The sequence below is a fragment of the Hansschlegelia zhihuaiae genome, assembly GCF_004103825.1.
Classification (GTDB): domain Bacteria; phylum Pseudomonadota; class Alphaproteobacteria; order Rhizobiales; family Methylopilaceae; genus Methylopila; species Methylopila zhihuaiae.
Window position 1 is genome coordinate 38,500 of sequence record NZ_RYFI01000016.1, and the last position, 19,101, is coordinate 57,600.

General features: G+C 63.9%; 16 protein-coding genes. 6 read left to right on the forward strand and 10 right to left on the reverse strand.

The window, feature by feature from the left end:
- Positions 1 to 4 precede the first annotated feature (4 nt).
- From rbbA to EK403_RS16075, 3 genes are read right to left on the reverse strand one after another with little or no spacing between them, the layout of a single operon-like run.
- The gene (gene rbbA, locus EK403_RS16065) at positions 5 to 2,758 is read right to left on the reverse strand and encodes a ribosome-associated ATPase/putative transporter RbbA (protein ID WP_245479739.1); all 2,754 of its coding nucleotides are present in this window, start codon (positions 2,756 to 2,758) and stop codon (positions 5 to 7) included.
- The gene (locus tag EK403_RS16070) at positions 2,755 to 3,822 is read right to left on the reverse strand and encodes an HlyD family secretion protein (protein ID WP_128778488.1); all 1,068 of its coding nucleotides are present in this window, start codon (positions 3,820 to 3,822) and stop codon (positions 2,755 to 2,757) included. Before EK403_RS16070 ends, rbbA begins: the two co-directional genes overlap by 4 nt.
- A gap of 35 nt (positions 3,823 to 3,857) precedes the next feature.
- The gene (locus EK403_RS16075) at positions 3,858 to 4,217 is read right to left on the reverse strand and encodes a hypothetical protein (protein WP_128778489.1); all 360 of its coding nucleotides are present in this window, start codon (positions 4,215 to 4,217) and stop codon (positions 3,858 to 3,860) included.
- 118 nt (positions 4,218 to 4,335) lie between these two features.
- On the opposite strand from EK403_RS16075, the gene EK403_RS16080 reads away from it, so the two are divergent.
- From EK403_RS16080 to EK403_RS16100, 5 genes are all read left to right on the forward strand, one after another.
- Positions 4,336 to 4,953, forward strand: a complete 618-nt coding sequence (locus EK403_RS16080) for a TetR/AcrR family transcriptional regulator (protein WP_128778490.1) — start codon at positions 4,336 to 4,338, stop codon at positions 4,951 to 4,953.
- Positions 4,937 to 6,727, forward strand: coding sequence for a PHA/PHB synthase family protein (locus EK403_RS16085; protein ID WP_128778491.1), 1,791 nt, complete (start codon positions 4,937 to 4,939; stop codon positions 6,725 to 6,727). The genes EK403_RS16080 and EK403_RS16085 overlap by 17 nt, the downstream gene beginning before the upstream one ends.
- Positions 6,728 to 6,736: 9 nt before the next feature.
- Positions 6,737 to 8,143, forward strand: a complete 1,407-nt coding sequence (locus EK403_RS16090) for a bifunctional enoyl-CoA hydratase/phosphate acetyltransferase (protein ID WP_128778492.1) — start codon at positions 6,737 to 6,739, stop codon at positions 8,141 to 8,143.
- 242 nt (positions 8,144 to 8,385) lie between these two features.
- The gene (gene fabI, locus EK403_RS16095) at positions 8,386 to 9,159 is read left to right on the forward strand and encodes an enoyl-ACP reductase FabI (protein ID WP_128778493.1); all 774 of its coding nucleotides are present in this window, start codon (positions 8,386 to 8,388) and stop codon (positions 9,157 to 9,159) included.
- A gap of 55 nt (positions 9,160 to 9,214) precedes the next feature.
- Complete coding sequence (locus EK403_RS16100) at positions 9,215 to 9,421, forward strand: hypothetical protein (RefSeq protein ID WP_128778494.1); 207 nt, start codon at positions 9,215 to 9,217, stop codon at positions 9,419 to 9,421.
- Positions 9,422 to 10,607: 1,186 nt separating this feature from the next.
- Here EK403_RS16100 and EK403_RS16105 read toward each other — a convergent pair.
- Positions 10,608 to 11,891 carry a DUF4910 domain-containing protein gene (locus EK403_RS16105; protein ID WP_128778495.1) on the reverse strand — a complete coding sequence of 428 codons (1,284 nt, stop codon included), beginning with the start codon at positions 11,889 to 11,891 and terminating at the stop codon, positions 10,608 to 10,610.
- 34 nt (positions 11,892 to 11,925) lie between these two features.
- Here EK403_RS16105 and rfbC point away from each other — a divergent pair, with 34 nt between their 5' ends.
- Positions 11,926 to 12,468, forward strand: a complete 543-nt coding sequence (gene rfbC / locus EK403_RS16110; RefSeq protein WP_128778496.1) for a dTDP-4-dehydrorhamnose 3,5-epimerase — start codon at positions 11,926 to 11,928, stop codon at positions 12,466 to 12,468.
- A gap of 54 nt (positions 12,469 to 12,522) precedes the next feature.
- On the opposite strand, the gene EK403_RS16115 is transcribed toward rfbC, so the two are convergent.
- The 6 genes from EK403_RS16115 to EK403_RS16140 all read right to left on the reverse strand — a co-directional run bounded on the left by EK403_RS16115 (position 12,523) and on the right by EK403_RS16140 (position 18,891).
- The gene (locus EK403_RS16115; protein WP_128778497.1) at positions 12,523 to 13,596 is read right to left on the reverse strand and encodes an NAD-dependent epimerase/dehydratase family protein; all 1,074 of its coding nucleotides are present in this window, start codon (positions 13,594 to 13,596) and stop codon (positions 12,523 to 12,525) included.
- 72 nt (positions 13,597 to 13,668) lie between these two features.
- Positions 13,669 to 14,916: a glycosyltransferase family protein gene (locus EK403_RS16120; RefSeq protein ID WP_164919634.1), complete on the reverse strand. Its 1,248-nt coding sequence runs from the start codon at positions 14,914 to 14,916 to the stop codon at positions 13,669 to 13,671.
- A 56-nt stretch (positions 14,917 to 14,972) separates the two neighbouring features.
- Complete coding sequence (locus tag EK403_RS16125; protein WP_128778499.1) at positions 14,973 to 15,629, reverse strand: PIG-L deacetylase family protein; 657 nt, start codon at positions 15,627 to 15,629, stop codon at positions 14,973 to 14,975.
- On the reverse strand, positions 15,626 to 16,432 hold the full coding sequence (locus EK403_RS16130; RefSeq protein ID WP_128778553.1) for a sugar phosphate nucleotidyltransferase: 807 nt from the start codon (positions 16,430 to 16,432) through the stop codon (positions 15,626 to 15,628). Before EK403_RS16130 ends, EK403_RS16125 begins: the two co-directional genes overlap by 4 nt.
- On the reverse strand, positions 16,432 to 17,742 hold the full coding sequence (locus EK403_RS16135) for a class I SAM-dependent methyltransferase (RefSeq protein WP_128778500.1): 1,311 nt from the start codon (positions 17,740 to 17,742) through the stop codon (positions 16,432 to 16,434). The genes EK403_RS16130 and EK403_RS16135 overlap by 1 nt, the downstream gene beginning before the upstream one ends.
- Positions 17,743 to 18,135: 393 nt before the next feature.
- Positions 18,136 to 18,891: a Crp/Fnr family transcriptional regulator gene (locus tag EK403_RS16140; RefSeq protein ID WP_128778501.1), complete on the reverse strand. Its 756-nt coding sequence runs from the start codon at positions 18,889 to 18,891 to the stop codon at positions 18,136 to 18,138.
- Positions 18,892 to 19,101: the final 210 nt, after the last annotated feature.

Genomic DNA, 19,101 nt, shown 5'->3' on the forward strand with positions numbered 1-19,101 from the left:
CAGGTCACCTCGCCTGCTTGCGCAGCAAAGCGCCGGCCAAGCCGATCAGGACGGGGATCGCGAGCGCCAGCGGAACGAGGGAGGGCCAGAGCTCGTCGAAGCCCAGCCCCTTGGAGAAAGCTCCGCGCGATATCGTGATGAAGTGGGTCGTCGGATAAATCTCGCCGATGAAACGCCCCGCGCCCTGCAACGAAGACACCGGATCGATCATCCCGGAATACTGCGAGGCCGGGATCAAGGTCAGCACCGCCGTCCCGAAGATCGCGGCGATCTGGCTGCCCATGAAGGACGAGATGACCAGCCCCATCCCGGTCGTCGCGCTCACATAGAGAAGAGCGCCGACCGCGTAACAGATGAAGTCGCCGGTGAACGGCACCTGGAACACGAATATCGCAAGCGCCGTAAGCAGCACGAAGTTCAGCATGGCGAGGGCGACGTAGGGCAGTTGCTTGCCGATCAGGAACTCGAACCGCGTCACCGGCGTCACATAAAAGTTGATGATGGAGCCGAGCTCCTTCTCCCTCACGACGCTGAGCGCCGCGAGCATCGCAGGGATCATGATCAGCATCAGCGGGATCACCGCCGGCGCCATGGCGACAAGCGAGCGGACGTCGGGATTGTAGCGATAGCGGATCGCGAGTTGAAACTCGCCGACCGTCGCCGCCGAGCCGTAGAGCAGCCGCGCCTTCCCGGCGAGCCAGTTCGCGTGCATGCCCTGCACGTAACCCCGGACGGTCTCGGCGCGGGCGGGCATCGCCCCGTCGATCCAGGCTCCGAGTTCGACGTTCCGCCCCCGCGCCACGTCGCGTGCGAAGTTCGGCGGGATCTCGAGCGCGAAACTGAGCGTTCCGTCGCGCATCCGTCGGTCGAGATCGGCGTAATCCTGCAGCGGTCTCTTCTCGATGAAGTATCGCGACCCCGCGATCTGTTGGACGTAGTCGCGGCTGACGGTCGTGTCGTCACGATCGAGGACGGCGAAGGTCAGATCCTCGACGTCCATGTTGACCCCATACCCGATGACGAACATCAGGATGAGGCTGCCGACGACGGCGAGAGCCGCTCGGATCGGATCGCGCCGCAGCTCGATCGTTTCACGACGGCTGTAGGCGAACATGCGTCGGAGGCTGAAGCTGCGGCGGACGGACGGGACGGTGGGTTGCGGGACCGCCCCGTCCGCCGGGTCGCGCGGAGCGGGACTGGGCGCAGGCGACGCCGGAGGCTCGCCGATGGCGTCCTCGAGACAGGCGACGAACGCCTCCTCGAGGTTCGATGCGTTTCGGCTGCGCACGATTTCCGCGGGCGTGTCGCTGATCAGGACCTTTCCCGCATGCATGAGGGAGATCCGGTCGCAGAGCTCCGCCTCGTTCATGAAATGGGTCGAGACGAAGATCGTCACGCCGTCCTTGCGCGACAGCTCGGCGAGAATGCTCCAGAAATTGTCGCGGGCGATCGGATCGACGCCGGAGGTCGGCTCGTCCAGGATCAGGATTTCGGGCGCATGGATCATGGCGACCGCAAGCGACAGTCGCTGGCGCACGCCGAGCGGGAGCGCGTCGGGCCACGAGTCCATGACGTCGTCGAGACCGAAGCGGTTCGCCATCTCGGCGATCCGGCCGGGGATCGCTTCAGGATCGAGGCCGAACAGCCGCGCGTGGAGATCGAGATTCTGCCGGACCGTCAGTTCGCCGTAGAGCGAGAACGCCTGGCTCATGTAGCCGACGCGGCGCCGCACGGCCATGTCCTTCGGATCGACCTCGCGTCCGAACAACCGGGCCGTTCCCTCGCTCGCCGGCAGGAGGCCCGTGAGCATCTTCATCGTGGTGGACTTCCCGCAGCCGTTCGAGCCGAGGAAGCCGAAGATCTCGCCGCGCGGAATGCGGAAGCTGACCTGGTCCACCGCCGTGAAATCGCCGAAGCGCATGGTCAGCCCCTGCGCCTCGATGGCGATCATCTCGTCCACGCCGGCCGCGCGGGGCGGAATGACCACCTCCTCGTGGCCGCGGCGCTTCGCTTCCGGCAAGAGCGCGATGAAGGCCGCGTCCAGCGTCGTCGCCGATGCGCGAGCCTTGAGTTCGTCCGGGGAGCCGGTCGCAAGCACGCGCCCGGCGTCCATTGCGACCAGAAAATCGAGCCGCTCCGCCTCCTCCATGTAGGCGGTCGCGACGATCACGCTCATGCCGGGCCGGTCACGGCGGATGTCGTCGATGAGCTCCCAGAACTGGCGGCGAGACAGCGGATCGACGCCGGTGGTGGGCTCATCAAGGATGAGCAGGTCGGGATCATGGATCAGCGCGCAGCAGAGGCCGAGCTTCTGCTTCATGCCGCCCGAGAGCTTCGCGGCCGGACGCTCCGCGAAGGCCTGGAGCTCGGTTCGCGCGAGCAGCCCGGCGACGCGGCGCTCCCGCTCACGCCTGTCATGGCCGAAGAGGCGACCGAAGAAGTCCACATTTTCGAAGACCGAGAGCGTCGGGTAGAGATTCTTGCCGAGCCCTTGGGGCATGTAGGAGATGCGCGGACATGTCCGCCGCCGGTGCTCGGCGTCCGACATGTCCCCGCCGAGCGTCTCGACGACGCCCGTCTGGACCACGCGGGCGCCGGCGACGAGCGACAGCAGGCTCGACTTGCCCACGCCGTCCGGGCCGATCAGCCCGACCATGACGCCGGCCGGCAGATCGACGGAAACCATGTCGAGCGCCCGCGCGGCGCCATAGACGAGCGCGACGTCCCGGAGACGGACGACCGGCGGCGTTTCGCTCATTCGACCAGCGTTCCCGTCAGGCTCTTCGGCCATTCGGCGCCAGGCGAGAGCCGCACATAGGCGACGCCGGGCAGCCCGGTCTTCACGTGGGTGATGTGCTTCTTCAGAAGCTCCTGCGGGATCTTGGCCTTGACCCGGAACATGAGCTTCTGGCGCTCCTCCTCCGTCTCGACCGTCTTGGGCGTGAACTGGGCGACGTCCGCCACATAGGTCACGCGCGCGGGAATGAGATATTTCGGCGCCGCGTCGAGCACGAGCCGCACCTCGGCGCCGAGCGCCACGCGGCCGGCCTGGGCGGTGGGCAGGAAGAACGTCATGTAGACGTCGCCGAGGTCCACGAGGTTCAGCACCCGTCCGCCCGCCGACAGGACCTCGCCGGGCTGGGCCACGCGATACTGCACGCGGCCGTCGCGGGGCGACACGAGCGTGCTGTCTGCGAGATCGGCGTCGATGCTCTCGATCGCGGCCTTCGCCGCGTCCACCGCCGAACCGGCGTCCACCACCTGCGCTTTCGCCGCTCCGATCGCGGCGTCAGACGCGGCCATCTGGGCTCGGGCCGCCGCGACGCCGGCGCGGGCCCCCCGTTCGGTCGCCCGGTCGTTGTCCAGGACCTGCAGCGACACGTTCTCCGTCTTCGCGAGCTGTTCCGAGCGCGCAAGCTTTCGCTCGGCGGCGTCGAGCTCGGCCTCACGCTGGCCGACGACCGCTTCCGCGGCGGTCCGCTCCGCCTCACGCTGGGTGACGAGGCTCTTCGCCGTCTCCACGGCGATCATCGCGCGCTGCATCTGCGCGGCGGCCTGACGCCGTTGCGCCTCGAGTTGCCGGGTGTCCATGTGGGCGAGCGGCTGCCCCGCCGTTACGAACTCTCCTTCGTCGGCGAGAATCTCGCGGATCCGCCCGGATGCTTTGGTGGAGACGTCGATCTCCACCGCTTCGATGCGACCGTTCCCTCGGGCGATCCCATCCGGCAACCCGCTCCCGACCAACTTGCCCCAATAGAAATAGGCTCCAGCCGCGGCCACGATGACCGATGCGACAGCAAACCAGCGCTTCGATGCCGACATCTCCCGCCCCTCGTCAGACAGCCGACTGCGCGGCGCTATCTCTGGTCTAGGACAGGAATCCGCGCGGTCCCAGCATTGAACGAGCGCCGCGCCGCCTCCAACAATCGGGCGGAATTGGTTCGAACCCACTCGCCGCCGCAAGCGAAAATTTGTGCGCTACGCTTATAATTTCCCACACTTTTGAACAATTCGTCCTGATTTAATGATACATCTGTTAGAAACGGCACAAATCCAGTATATATACCTTTGTTAAAACCGCTTACGTTATCGATATAATGTTCGGCGTCGAAATTCTGTGGGCGCGCCTCTGAAAACTGATTGCCGTCGGCGCCACCTACGCTCGTCGAATGCTTTTCAGCAACCATTCCGCCCTCCTCCGCGCCGCGGTCGGCCATTGGCCTTTCAATAAGGTCATCACATCAGGCGCGCGCGCCTTGACTTATGTCAACTCACGTTGACTCAACGGCGTGATAGGAGAAAGATCTTCGATGGCGATTGCTTTTTGGACAAGCCATGGGCCGACACCCGCCTGCCTCCACGGTCACGCCATCGGCGCGTCAACGCATCCTCGACGCGGCGATGCGGCTGTTTTCGGCATCCTCTTTTGACGACACGAGCCTGCGGGACATAGCGGCCGAGGCGCAGGTCGACGTCGCCTATGTCCATCGCTGCTACGGCTCGAAAGAGAAGCTGTTCGCGCACGCGCTGAACGTCTCGCTGCAGCCCGGCCGCGTGTTCGACGATGTGGGAAGCGACATCGGAAAGGCCTTGGCGCGCGAGGTGTTCTCCCGCGACGCGGGGAACCCACAGGACGTCAGAGCCCTCGACATCGCCGTACGTTCCCTGTCGAGCGCCGCTGCGCGCAACGTGCTGAAGGACGTGATCGGAGCCGATCTCATCGCGCCTCTGTCGGATCGCATCCCTCCCCCGAACGAAATGCGCGCGGTGCTGACGATCGCCGCGATGGCCGGCATCGGCCTGTTCCGCAACGTGCTGGCGTTTGAGGCGTTGCAGGAGCCGGCCGGAGGCGAGCTGGAGGCGGTCGTCGCGAACCTGCTCACGGACATCATGCGACGCCCCCGGCGACGGCTTGGCGACGAAGGCCTGACGAACCATGACTACGATGAATAGCGGACCCGTCTGGTCTACGGACCGATCCGGCCGGACGGAGGAGCCGCTCGGCGGCGAGGCCTTTGCGGCGATCGATCGGATGAGCGAGGCGCTTTCCGCCCGAATGACGGGCGGCCTTTCGCCTATGGCCTGCGCCCTGGCGCTGTTCGACTGGTCGATCCACCTCGCCGGCGCGCCCGGCAAACGGGCGGAGCTTTCGGATAAGGCCGTCCGAAAGGCGGCGCGATTCTGGATTCACCTCCTCGCCTCCGTCAGCGACGGCGATGTTCCGCCCTGCATCGAGCCGCTGCCGGGAGACCGCCGTTTCGCCGCCGACGCCTGGAAAAAGCCGCCCTACAATTTGGTCGCCCAAGCATTTCTGCTGAACCAGCAGTGGTGGCACAACGCCACGCACGACGTCCCGGGCGTGACGCCTCACCACCAAGAGGTCCTCTCCTTCTCGGCCCGGCAGTTGCTGGACGTGTTCTCCCCGTCCAACAATCCGCTCACCAACCCCGAGATCGTGTCCAAGACCGTCGAAACCGGCGGCGCCAATTTCGCGCAGGGCTTTCGGAACTGGCTCGAAGACACGAGCCGGCTCGTCACCAACAGGCCGCCCGTCGGAACGGCAAACTTCACGGCCGGGCGCGACGTCGCGACGACGCCCGGAAAGGTTGTCTACCGCAACGACCTGATCGAGCTGATACAGTACGCGCCGCAGAGCGAGACCGTCGCGGCCGAGCCGGTGCTCATCGTGCCGGCCTGGATCATGAAATACTACATCCTCGACCTGTCGCCGGCGAATTCGCTGGTCCGGCATCTCGTCGCGACCGGGCGCACGGTGTTCTGCATTTCCTGGCGCAACCCCACCGCGGACGATCGCGACCTCGCCCTAGATGACTACCGCCGGCTCGGCGTCATGGCGGCGATCGAGGTGATCGGCGCGATCGTCCCGGACGCCAAGATCCATGCCGCTGGCTACTGCCTGGGCGGCACGCTTCTGTCGATCGCTGCGGCCGCCATGGCGCGCGCCGGCGACGACCGTCTCGCCTCGATCACGCTGCTCGCCGCGCAGACGGACTTTACGGAGCCGGGCGAACTCGCGCTGTTCATCGACCACAGCCAGCTGCGCTTCCTCGAAAGCATGATGTGGAATCGCGGCTATCTCTCGGCCGACCAGATGGCCGGCGCCTTCCAGCTCTTGCGGTCGAACGACTTGGTCTGGTCGCGGATGGTCCACGACTACATGATCGGCGAGCGGACCCCGATGACCGATCTGATGGCGTGGAATGCGGACTCCACCCGCATGCCCTACCGCATGCACGCCGAGTACTTGCGTCGGCTCTATCTGGACAACGAACTCGCCGCCGGCCGCTTCATGGTCGAGGGCCGGCCGGCGGCGCTGCAGAACATCCGGGCGCCGCTATTCGCCGTCGGCACGGAGCGCGACCATGTCGCGCCATGGCGCTCCGTGTACAAGATCCACTACCTCACCGACACGGACGTCACCTTCGTGCTGACGAGCGGCGGTCATAACGCCGGCATCGTCAGCGAACCGGGCCATCCCCGACGCCGCTATCGCTCCGCGCTCAAGCGCACGGCCGATTCCTGCCTCGGGCCGGATGAGTGGTTCGCGGCCGCCGCTCCGAAAGACGGCTCCTGGTGGGTTGAATGGTTCGATTGGCTCGACCGGCATTCGACGTCCGAACGCGTCGCTCCGCCCGCGATGGGCGCCCCGCAAAGAGGCTACGCGCCGCTTGCGGACGCGCCCGGCGCCTACGTGCTCGCGCGCTGAGGATTCCGCATGACCGAGACGCTGCTGAAGAACCGCACGTTCGACGAGCTCGCGATCGGCGAGTCGGCGTCGCTCGTGCGCATCGTGGGGCGTGACGACATCGACCTGTTCGCGGCCGTCTCGGGCGACGTCAACCCGGCCCATATGGACGCCGCCTTCGCGGCGACGGACCTGTTCGGCCATGTCGTCGCGCACGGCATGTGGACCGGAGCGCTCGTCTCCGCCGTGCTCGGCACCAAGCTCCCGGGCCCCGGCACGATCTATCTCGGCCAGGACATCCGCTTCCGCCGGCCGGTCGCCCCGGGCGACACCATCACCGTCACCATCACGGTGAAGGAAAAGCGGCCGGAAGGCCGGATCGTGCTGCTCGACACGGCGGCGACGAACCAGAAGGGCGACGAGGTCCTGACCGGAACCGCGACCGTGATCGCGCCCGACAAGACCATCACGTGGCCGCGCGCCAAGCTGCCGGACGTCAGGCTGAGGCGGCACGACCGGTATGACGGCTTCGTGGCGGAGGCGCGCGGCCTGCCCGCCATCCGCGCCGCGATCGTCCATCCCTGCTCGTCCGAGGCGATCCTCGGGGCGGTCGAGGCCCGCGACGAGGGCCTGTTCGAACCGCTCCTGATCGGTCCGGAGGCGAAGATCCGCGCGGCCGCCGAGGCGGCGGACGTCTCGCTCGACGGGATCACGATCGAATCCGTGGAGCACAGTCACGCCGCCGCCGCCCGCGCGGTCGAGCTTGCGGTCTCCGGCGCCGTGGAGACGCTGATGAAGGGCAGCCTCCACACCGACGAGCTCCTCGGCGCCGTGGTGGCGCCGGACTCCGGGCTGCGCACCGAACGGCGGATCAGCCATGTCTACGCCATGGACGTTCCGGCCTACGCCAAGCCGCTCGTGGTCACCGACGCCGCCATCAACATCCAGCCCACCCTCGAGCAGAAGCGCGACATCTGCCAGAACGCTGTCGACATGCTGCGCCTTCTCGGCGTCGAAGAACCCAAGGTCGCGGTCCTGGCGGCAGTCGAGACCGTCAGCGCCAAGATGCCGTCGACGCTCGACGCGGCCGCCCTCACCGTCATGGCGGCGCGCGGCCAGATCACGGGCGCGAAAGTCGATGGTCCGCTGGCCTTCGACAACGCCATCAGCCCCGACGCCGCCAGGACCAAGGGCATCGTCTCTCCAGTCGCCGGCCAGGCCGACATCCTACTGGCGCCCGACCTCGAAGCCGGCAACATGCTGGCGAAACAGCTCATCTACTTCGCGGGCGCCGACGCCGCCGGCCTCGTCCTCGGCGCGCGCGTCCCGATCGTCCTGACCAGCCGCTCGGACTCGCTCAGGACCCGGGTCGCCTCCGCGGCGCTCGCCAAGCTCATCGCCTCCCGCCAGCCGCTCGCCGGAAGGATGCCGCGATGAGCGAGCGGCTGCTGATCACCTTCAACGCGGACGTCGGCGAGAACCAGCCTCGGATCCGCGCGGAGATCGCAAAGCGCCTCGCATGGCTCGGCCCTACGATCGACGAGACGGCGGACGCCGCAATCCGGAGCGCGTCAGCGCCGTGGACAGCAAGGTCATGGCCTTCGTCATCCCGACCGACGAGGAACAGGTGATCTCCGACGAGGCGGCTGGTCTCATCCCGACTGTGAAAGGCTGACGCGATGCCCAGACTCACAGAACTCGCCGGCAAACGGGGACTCGTCGTTGGAGTCGCCAACGAGCACAGCATCGCGGCCGGCTGTGCGGCTGCTTTCGCGGAAGCCGGCGCGGAGCTTGCGATGACCTATCTGGACGACAAGGCGAAGCCTTACGTTCAACCGGTCGCGGAAGCCGTGGGAGCGACGATATTCTCTCCGTGCGACGTCCGAGTCCGCGGCCAGCTCGTAGATCTCTTCGAACGCATCGAGCGGGAATGGGGCGAACTCGATTTCGTCCTGCATTCCGTCGCTTTCGCGGATCGCGACGATCTCCGCACCAGCGTCGTCAACTGCTCGCAGGAAGGCTTCGCGCTAGCGATGGACGTTTCTTGCCACTCCTTTCTGCGCATGGCGAAACTCGCTGCGCCGCTCATGACCAACGGCGGCTGCCTTCTCACCGTCAGTTTTTACGGAGCGGACAAAGTGGTCGAAAACTATAATCTGATGGGACCGGTGAAGGCGGCGCTCGAGGCGAGCGTCCGCTATGTCGCGGCCGATCTCGCGGATCGCGGGATCCGCGCTCACGCTATCTCGGCCGGGCCCGTAAAGACGCGCGCCGCATCCGGCATCGGCCGCTTCGACGAACTCATGGACGCGGTGCGCGCACGAACGCCGGCAGGCCGACTGGTCACGATCGAGGAAATCGGCTGCATCGCCGCCTTCCTCGCAAGCGACGCGGGCGCGCCGCTCACCGGATCCGTGGTTTATGCCGACAACGGATTCCACACGATCGCCTGACGAGGTGACCGCCGCTGCCAATCGTCGAGGCTCATGTTCCCCTGGAGGGGCGGATATGCTGGGTTGGTTCGTAAGACTCTCGCTTGCTCTGGCGAGTTGGGTCACGGCGCTTTTCGTCGCCCGGGACGCCGTGAATTTCGGCATCGTCAACGTCTTCGTCGCCATCCTCCTTCTGGCCCTCGGCATCGGGGTGCTTGCGTTCTGGCCCATGATCCGGGAGGTCTGCCAAACGCTCTACGGAAACTTGCGCCGAAAGCCATGACGGCGTCGCGGATAGCGCATGCGTGATCCAAGTTGATCCGCCCGCGATCATCCGCCCAGACGGATCGCGCTAGATTGTCGCCCTCCCTTGTTGAAAGGGCGATGAAATGGCGTCTATTCGAGACGAGGTCATCTCTTGGCTATTGGGCGCGACGGCGTTAGCTGGCGCCCTCATGCTGATCTGCCGAGCTGCGATGCTGTCCGAGCCGCAAAGGCATCTCCTGCTGAACGCGCTCGCGGTGTCTTCGCTCATCGCGCTCATAGGCAGGCTTTGGCCGGCAATCGCATGAAAACGGCCAAAGCGAACGGCGGGCCTTGAACCGATCAGTAGCGACTATACTGATCGCGCCTATAGTCATTATCATAACGCCTACGATCATCTGGGCCCCACCTCCGGTCATCTCGATAGTCTCGGTGACGCGCATCGCGCCGCGTGTCATGCCGTTCATAAACAACTGCCTTAGAACGATAACCGCGATCTGTGTGAGCGCAGCCAGCGAGTACGACGGCGAGGCCCCCGATGACCAAAGGCGCGAGCCTCATAATTTCGAATCCTCTATCCACCCCACAGCACCCTACTGAACGATGCTCAGACCGCAAAGCGCGCCAGACGTCGCTTCGATCTCCCTTGTTCGGGTCCTGGCGACCTGCCAGAAATCTGCTAAGCGCCGCGGCCGCCCATGGGCCGCCCGCCCTCGGGCGCCGCTTCAGAGGCGAGGCTCGGATCGTTCGGGCGCCGGCGCTCATGCTCTGCGCGTCGGCGAGCCTACGACCTTTTGGCGGAGCGCCCCACTTCGCCCTCCATCTTTTGCGCCCTGGCCCAGTCAGAAGATGATGCGATAGCAAAATACTAGCCATTTTCAGTCGTTGAGGACCCTCCACCTAAATTCTAATCTATTTTGATCAGCGTTTTCAGGAACGGGGAAAGGCAATGTCATACACTGTAGTCTCTCACGCCAAACGAGATCCACAATCAGTTGTAGTGATAACTGTAATGGATGCATTGATATTGGCCAGAGAATTGTTGGAAGAGGTGGACGAACGAGTGACCATTATGACGGACAGCGGCTGGATACTCACGGTCGATGAACTTGAGGAATTGGCCAAGAGTTGATCGTCCGGCCGCGCCGCGCCTCCGCAGAGCGTCGGTCTGTTTGGTGGTAGCGCGGAACCGGAGATCAACCGCATCAGCGGACTTCGGCGCGCCTCAAAAGGCCTTTCGCCGAAAGAACGCGCGCAGCGGCCGCGACCTCTTCGAACGGTCGCCCCGCCCGCTCGGCGATGTCGAGGAGCGAATGTCGGGCGTCGGACAGATTGAGCACCCAAAGCAGCGTCTCGGTGGCGAAGGGCTGCGGGTCATCAGTGGGGGAGAAATAGAGACCGCGCGGCCCAAGCTGGGGCTCTCCATAGGGCATGGCGTTCACCGGACGATGGTCATCTTCAGCCATCGACAGGATGCGATCGAGGCGGCTCAAGGAATCGGCGAGCGCCGCGGGCGTCACCAGAGACAGATCGTCGGCCGAAGTGTGATACTCGGGAAACGCCCCGCTCGGAGAACGCATCAGGCAGCCGACCGGTAGATCGAACCCCGGCGAGCAGTATTGCCGTTCGTCGTAGCCCCATGGCGTGAACGGCAGGATCCGGTCGGCGAATCCCTCGTCGGAGAGCACGTGCGCGGCGCAGCGGTCGATCAGACTCGCGCCCTGCCGGGAGCGCTTGTAGGTCGGCGGCCCAGGGTCGCCGAGGCAGGTCAGCACCAAGCCGTGATGGATGCGGGCGCGGGCGTCGCGGTTCTGGTGCAGCCACGCGACGGCGCCGATCGTGCCAGGCATGAACAGGAAGCGGTAGCCGAAGCGGCGCCGCCTTGCGGTCAGCTTCTGCGCAAGGGCGATCGCCACCGCGATGCCGGAGAGGTTGTCGTTCGCGAGCTGCGGATGGCAGATATGGGCGGAGATCAACACTTCGCCCGCCTCGTCGCCCGGAAGAAAGGCCTCGCCGAGCGAGAGGCTGCCGGGTGCTAGCGTCGTGTCGATGCGGACCCGGTAGGCGGGGTCCCGCAACCGCGTCCGCACCTCATGCGCCAGGCAAAAGCCCCAGCTCTCCTTGTAGTAGGAGGTCCGGTAGGGAATGAGCGTCGGCTGATCGGGCAGGCTGTGCAGATGCTCCTGCAGTTCATCGAGCGGCACCAACCTGTCGATGGGCTGGCTATAGTGCACGAGATGCAGGCCATGTTCCGCGAAATCGACCACCGTCCGGCCGTCCCGCGTCTCGATCGTCGCGCTTCGCACGGACCATTCCGGCGGGACCACCCAATCCAGAACTTGCGTGCCGCTTGGGATTTCCTGGACCCGAAGAGGTATCTGACGCCCGATATAGTCGAGCGTCTGACGTAAGCCTGGTCCGGTGATGCTCCTAAATATCGGATACAACGCCCCGACATGAGCATAGAGCTCTTCGCCGATCCGAGTCATATTTGCCTCAGCCTTCTCGATTCTGAGAGCGTCTATGAAGTTCCAGAGAACCGATCTCGCCGACGTCGTGATCGTCGTGCTCGAATCTTACGAGGACGAACGAGGCTCGTTCGCCCGAACGTTTTGCCGCAGCGAATTTGCTGCGGCGAACCTCCCGGTCGACTTCGTGCAGGCAAGCCGCTCGTCCGCGCGCCGGGCGGGCACGGTTCGGGGCCTCCACTTCCAGCGGGCGCCGCACAGCGAGGGCAAGCTGGTGCGCTGCGGCCGCGGCGCCCTCTACGACGTCGTGATCGACCTGCGGCCCGGCTCCGTCAGCTTCCGGCGTTGGCAGGCCTTCATCCTCAACGCCGAGAACATGCTGTCGCTGTACATCCCGCCCGGCTGCGCGCACGGCTTCCAGACGCTCGAGGACGACACGGAGACGCTCTACCAGATGACGGTCGCCTACGCGCCCGATCATGCGGCCGGCGTGCGCTACGACGACCCGTCGCTGTCGATCCCCTGGCCTCTGCCCGTGAGCGTGATTTCGCAACGAGACCTCGCCTTGCCGAGCCTTGACGCCGAGTTCGCTCGGTGAGCAAGGCCCCGTAGCCCTCCGCGTGCGGCCGCCGCATGCAGCGCGTGTTTGCGTTTAGTGCAGAGACACGCCGTATTCCGCGACGGCCTCTGGTTTGGCGTTGAAAGCCGCCCAGCGCAGATTGTGATCGAGCTGGCCCGCGTCCATTAGCGCTTTCAACGCCTTGAGGCGCGTGAACGGCGCCGCTTCGAAGGTCTCACGCGTCATTCCGATCTGATTGAAGACGCGCCACAGTTCTCGCGCTCCGTCATCGGCCCGCCAGCGGCACACGAACTCCGGCAGCGCGGCGTGGATCTTCGCGAACGACACGCGGTAGCTGCGATTGTCGGGGCTTGGCGGCCCAAACAGCGTCGCGCAGCCCGGGAATGAACGCGCGACGATTTCAGCTATGTCTCGCACCCGGTAATTCTGCGCGTCATCGCCGACGTTGAAAGCCTCGCCGCGGATCCGATCCGGCGCGGCGGCGAGCATCAGGTCGACCGCCTGGCAGATGTCCTGCACATGGACGAGCGGTCGCCAGGGCGAGCCGTCGCTCGACATGTCGATCACGCCGCGCGTCGCCGCCAGCCCGGACAGATTGTTCAACACGATGTCGAAGCGCATCCGCGGCGAGGCCCCGAAGGCCGTGGCGTTGCGCAGGAAGACCGGCGTGAAGGTCGAATCCGCGAGTTCGCTCAAGCCACGTTCGCAAAGAACCTTGCATTCGGCGTAGGCGGTCAGCGGATTGACGTCGGACGCCTCGCTGCATACGCCGCTCGCGCCGACGCCGTAGACGCTGCAGGACGAGGCGTAGACGAAGCGCTTCACGCCGGCGCGCTTCGCCGCGTGTGCGAGGCCCAACGATCCGTGCAGATTGATGGAGTATGTCGTCTCGACGTCGTTATCGGCGAGCGGATCGTTGGACAGTTCGGCGAGATGGACGACAGCCTCGAAGCCTGCGAGGTCGTCAGGCGTGACGTCCCGGGTGTCTCGGGTGATCGTTCGAGGGCGCGGCTTGTCGTCGTGGAACAGCAAGCCCGCCCTGTAGAAGCCTGCATCGAGACCCGCGACCTCGTGGCCGTGCTGCATCAGGTAAGGGGTCAAAATGCAGCCGATATATCCATCGGCGCCCGTCACAAGAACTTTCATGACTTATTCCTCCATTTGCGCCGGGATCGATCGAGCGAACGGGCCTAACGACGGCATTCTTGCAGCGTGACCTCACATGATTTGCGCGGACGATTGTGGAGAGCTTTTCAAACGCCGATATTCGCGTGGGTCGCCCCGACCGTCCGCGTCGAACGCGGCCGCGCCGAACTCCGCCGCATCTGCGAGCGCGCGCAGTCTGCTCTTGCGTGCCTCCAGCTTCGGATGCGGCTCAAGTCCGCCGACGCGCAGGATCCGCTCCCAGCGATACGCCCAGTCGTGGCGCCGAAGCGCCTGGATCGCGTTGGTCCGCCGTAGGCGATCCATACGATCTGTCTGCAGGTCGAGGCTGGACAGAAACGCTTTGAAATCCCGCGGATCCGCGGGCACGTCGATGACTGCGTCCGGCCAATCAAAATGTCTTTTGAATTCCCGGCAGCGCGGCGCGAAGCCAATGATCGCGGCGCCGCCCGCGACGCCCTCGAAGAGACGCCCGGGCAGCACGCTTTCGCCGTTGATGACGCTGGACCGCGGCGACGTCAGCGAGGCGGGGTCGAAGGCCAGGAAGTAGCGACTGCGCCGCATCGTGTCGGCGAGCAGGAAACGATGCTCGCGCCAGTTCCGCATCCGGGAGTCGGTGCTCGACAGCGAGTCGTAGACGTAAAATATCTCCCGTTTCGCAACGAGGTCGATCAGGTGCTCGTGCAGATCCACCCGCCGGCTGCCGAAGGAGTAAAGATCAATGACCCGTTCGGGCAGATCGGGAAACGGCGTCGCCACGAGCGTGTCCGAGGCCGACGGGAGCGCTTCGCACGGCTTCCCAAGGTGGCTTTGAAGCTTCTCCGCGACGGACTCGCTGAGGACGAAGACATGATCGAACCGGTCGAGAAGGCTCAAATACGTCCTGTTGCTCGCAAGCTCGGTCGACCACAGCTCGTGGATCGCGACGACGGCCTTCGAGCACCTTTCGCGCCAACCTTTGACGCGGGACAACTCGACCAGGGAATTGATGTCATAGGCGATGTAAACGAAGAGCTCATATTCGCGATCGACCTCGAATGGCTCGATCGTCGGCCCGTCCCTCATGCCGATGCGCCGGCGAACGCCCTTGAGCAGCCGGTTGACGTCGCGCTGGACCCTCTCCCGGTCGATGTGGTCGGCGATGACATTGTCGACAAAGGGCACGATCGACTGCCGGAGCTTTGGGGCGACGAGGTGAGCGTCGTCGCACTCGGCGGCGACTTTGCAGAACTCATAGGACAGCGAGCTGTAAGCCGCGTCTCGCGCGCCGTAGTCCGAAGCGATCAAGACGCGGCGGTTCATCGGAGGCGGCTCCCTGTCGGCCTGCATTTGGCGTCGCGGCGAACTCGGCTTGCACATCAGCTCAGGCGCGCCTTTCTCATGTGGAACGCCTCGGCCGTGCGCTCGGTCGCCCTGCACTCGTTCCCGCGGAGCTGCGCCAAAGCCCGAAACGTGTCGGGCTCGAACCAGTGCTTGGAGCGCTGCGTCGTAAAATGGCGTTGCAGCAACTCGATCTTCTTATTGAGTATTTCCGACGACAGCGGGACGTAGATATTCGGTCGCCCAAGATCTCCGTCCCATTTCGGGATTTCGTATTCCAGGATGAAATGGTCGCGAAAGGTGTTCCAGGTCAGTTGCTGGACCATGCGGTGGTCCTGATGCGCGTCGTCGCCGGTGTGGGTCAGGATCAGGTCCGGATCGACACGGCCCTTCAGATCTTCGAACCATTGCTTCAGCTCGCGACCCTCCTGCGGCAGGAAGCCGTCCGTGAAAGACGCCATTTCCAGCGACGACCTGGCCGCGCCTTCCAGGAACGAAGCCGCGGACTCGGTCGCCTCCGCCGCGCGCGTGCCGGCCGCGCTCAGCACGCACCACGTCACGTCCAGTTGCAGGCCGGACGCGATCCAATGCAGCAGAGCACCGCCGGCGCCGATCTCGATGTCGTCGGAATGCGCGCCAAGGCACAAGATCGAGAGCCGGCCCTCCCGCGGCTCGAGGAGGCGCAAAGGTCTCATGGCGCGCCGACAGCGATCTTCCGGTCGGAATGGAGACCGTCGAGCTGCCAGGGAACGCGGCCGGTCTCGACAAGGCCTTCGAGCACCTGGCGGTCCTTCAACGTGTCCATCGTCCGCCAGAAGCCCTCATGCTTGTAGGCCATGAGCTGATCCTCCTGGATCAGACGCTCGAACGGCTTCAGGACGAGCTCCTCTCCTTCGCGCATATAGTCAAATATTTCGCGCCTGAAGATAAAGTAACCACCGTTGATCCATATGTCGAACGCATCGGCGGACTGGAACCGCCGAACATGTCCGGCTCCGTCGATATCCGCCAAGTGAAACATCAGCGGCGGGCGCACGGCGAGGAAGCACGCGATCTTTCCGCTCGCCTTGAAGCGTTCGATCATTTCGTCGAGGCGGACGTCCGTCAGGCCGTCGCTATAGTTGGCGAGAAACATCTCGTCGTTGACGTATTTGCGCACGGCCCACAGTCGTTCGCCGATGCTGCGCCAGATTCCCGTGTCGATGAGCGCTACCCGCCAATCGTCCTCGACCGGAGCGATCAGTTCGACCTTGGCGCCGCCGTTCGACACAATGCAGTCGGCAAAGTCATGAGGGCGCTTGTTCAGAAAGAAGTTCTTGATGACGTCGGCCTTATAGCCGAGGCAAAGAAGAAATTCGTCGTGACCGTACTGGCTGTAATAGTTCATCACGTGCCAGAGGATCGGTCTCTGGCCAATCGGAATCATCGGCTTCGGCACGATGTCCGAATATTCCCTGATGCGCGAGCCGAGACCTCCGCAGAACAGAACGACCTGCATCACCACTCTCCCTCTGGATCAATGATGGCGAGCTCTGGAATGGGAACGACAAGCTTGGAGCCGCTCTCGGCCAGGTGACGAAGTTGCCGCGCGATCTCGTGCTTGAGGTTCCAAGGAAGGATCAGGACATAGTCGGGCCGCGCCTCATAAAGCGCTTCGACGGCGCGTATGGGGATGTGCATCCCAGGCGTAAAGCATCCGTGTTTGTGCGGGTTGCGATCCACAGTGAAATCGAGAAAATCGACACCGACGCCGCAATAGTTGAGCAGCGTGTTACCCTTGCCCGGAGCGCCATAACCACAGATCGTTTTGCGATCGTTCTTCGCCGCGATCAGGAAAGACAGCAGCTCGCGCTTGATGCGGCGCACATCTTCGGTAAACGCCCGGTACACTTGCGTTCCGCACAGGCCGAATTCGCGCTCGCGGTCCAACACCCTCTCTACGGCCTTACCTGCTTGGCGGCGGGCTGCCGCAGGACACAGGTGGACGCGCAATGAGCCGCCATGCGTCGTCGGCTCGTCCACGTCGACGACGTCTAGACCGTGCCGGGCCGCGATCAATTGAACCGTGGTCAAAGAAAAATACGAATAGTGCTCGTGGTATATCGTGTCGAACTGGCATTCACTGAGGAGTTTTTGAAGATGAGGAAACTCGAGCGTGATGGTTCCGCCGGGTTTGATCAGAATCGCCAGACCGGACACGAAATCATTCAGATCGGGCACCTGGGCGAGCACGTTGTTGCCGACGATAAGGTCCGCCCGGAATCCCGCCGCGACGAGTTCTTCCGCCAAATCGCGTCCGAAGAAAGCGACCTGAGTTCTAACGCCCTTCCTGATCGCGGCCGCTGCGACGTTGGCGGCCGGCTCGATGCCGAGAACTGGGACGCCCTGCGCAACAAAATGCTGCAGAAGATATCCGTCATTGCTTCCGACTTCGACGACGAGGCTGCGAGGTCCGAGAGCCAGGCGGCTGCGCATCGCGTCACAGTAACGGGCGGCGTGAGCGACCCATGACGTCGAATAAGATGAAAAATATGCATATTCGTCGAATATGTGTTCCGGCTCAACGTATTTAGCGATCTGAACCAAGAAGCATTTTGTACAGACCCAGACCTTCAGCGGATAATATGCTTCTTTATCTTCGAGTTGCTCAGGTCGAAGAAACGCCTCGCAGGGCGGCGACATGCCAAGATCAACGAGGTCGACCAGCAACGGCTCGTCGCAGAAACGGCAGCGATGAGGCGCGAAATGATATTGGGCTCCGAGATCGAGTTCTCTTTGGTTGTTGGACGAGTGAAGCAATAACGTCATCGCCGGGTCCCGCCAATTGTTCCGCGGCGCGATTAACCGCCTCCGCAAGTCGGGTCGGTGAAAGGCGCGCCATCCATGTTGAGAGCGTAACAGCATCGCGCAACGCTTTCGGAGAGCATTGGTGTTACTCCACTAGGCGTCCGGTTCGGCGGCGCTGACGCCCGATTTAGCCGAGCGCCCACTTTGGGAGCAGCAATGGGCCAGACCCTGCGGGGCGCTGCGCAACCACGCGCGTCGTCGTGGCGATACAGAAATCGAGGGTGGCGGAACTAACGGGGACACGCTGTCGCAGGCGCTCGCCGGAGGCCAATTCATCCAACGAATGCAAACGGCAATCCGTTAAGAAATGTCGATGCGATCAACCGTAGAGCGAAACCCGCGAGGACCGAGTTCCTAGTCGTCTGTCATCCCGCGGGGTGGCGAGAGGTAAGTCGGGTCGAACGCGGCGAGCGCCATCAACTGGTCGATGTCATGGATCGCTATCCGTCCGGATTGCAGCGTCATCAGATCGGCTTCGCGCAGTTGGCGAAGGATCCGGTTTACGTGGATCGCAGTCAGCCCGAGCGCATCGGCGAGAACGCCCTGGCTCACGGGAAAGTTGAACGAGTTGTCCGTCTGAGCCCCGATAAGACGAAGACGGAGCGCGAATTCCACAATGAGATGCGCGGTGCGCACGAGCGCGCTACGACGCCCCACGCTGACGAGATGCTCCGTCATCATCGCCCGATCCTGCTCCATCGCCCACAGAATGCCTTGCGCCACTTTGCTGTCGGACGTCAGGACGCCATAGATCGCCGAAGCCGAGATCGGCGATATGATCGTTTCGCTCAGACACTCCAACGAGGTCGTAGCCTTCCCGACCACCAGGTTCGAAAATCCGACAATATCTCCCGGTAGAGGGAAATATATAATCTGCCTCGCTCCGTCTGACAAAATCTTGTAAGCACAAGTCCAGCCGCGCTGGATAAGGAATACGTCACTCACTGCATCATTCTCGTAGAAAATAACTTGATGCGCCTCCATACGGCGTTGACGCGAACCCAGCATTTGCAGCGTCCTGGCTTCATCATCCGTCCAGGGCGCGAAGGCGCTGAGTTTTCGCGATAGCGCGCTGTTGATCTCGCCGCCGACAATCCCTGCGCGGTCCACAATCAAACCTCTCGATCACACTGCGTCAGATTGGGTCCAATGAACTAACCGAGTTGGACGCCTTCCATCCTGACAAGCTCCATGCGTATACTTGTCGAGTGATCTTCGACATTTTCGCGATTGGACTTCGCCTGTTGGGGGCGGGATCAGTCTGCGCCTCTGATGTCCCACGCGACCTCAGAACCGACGCCAGGTCGTACGTTATCCCTG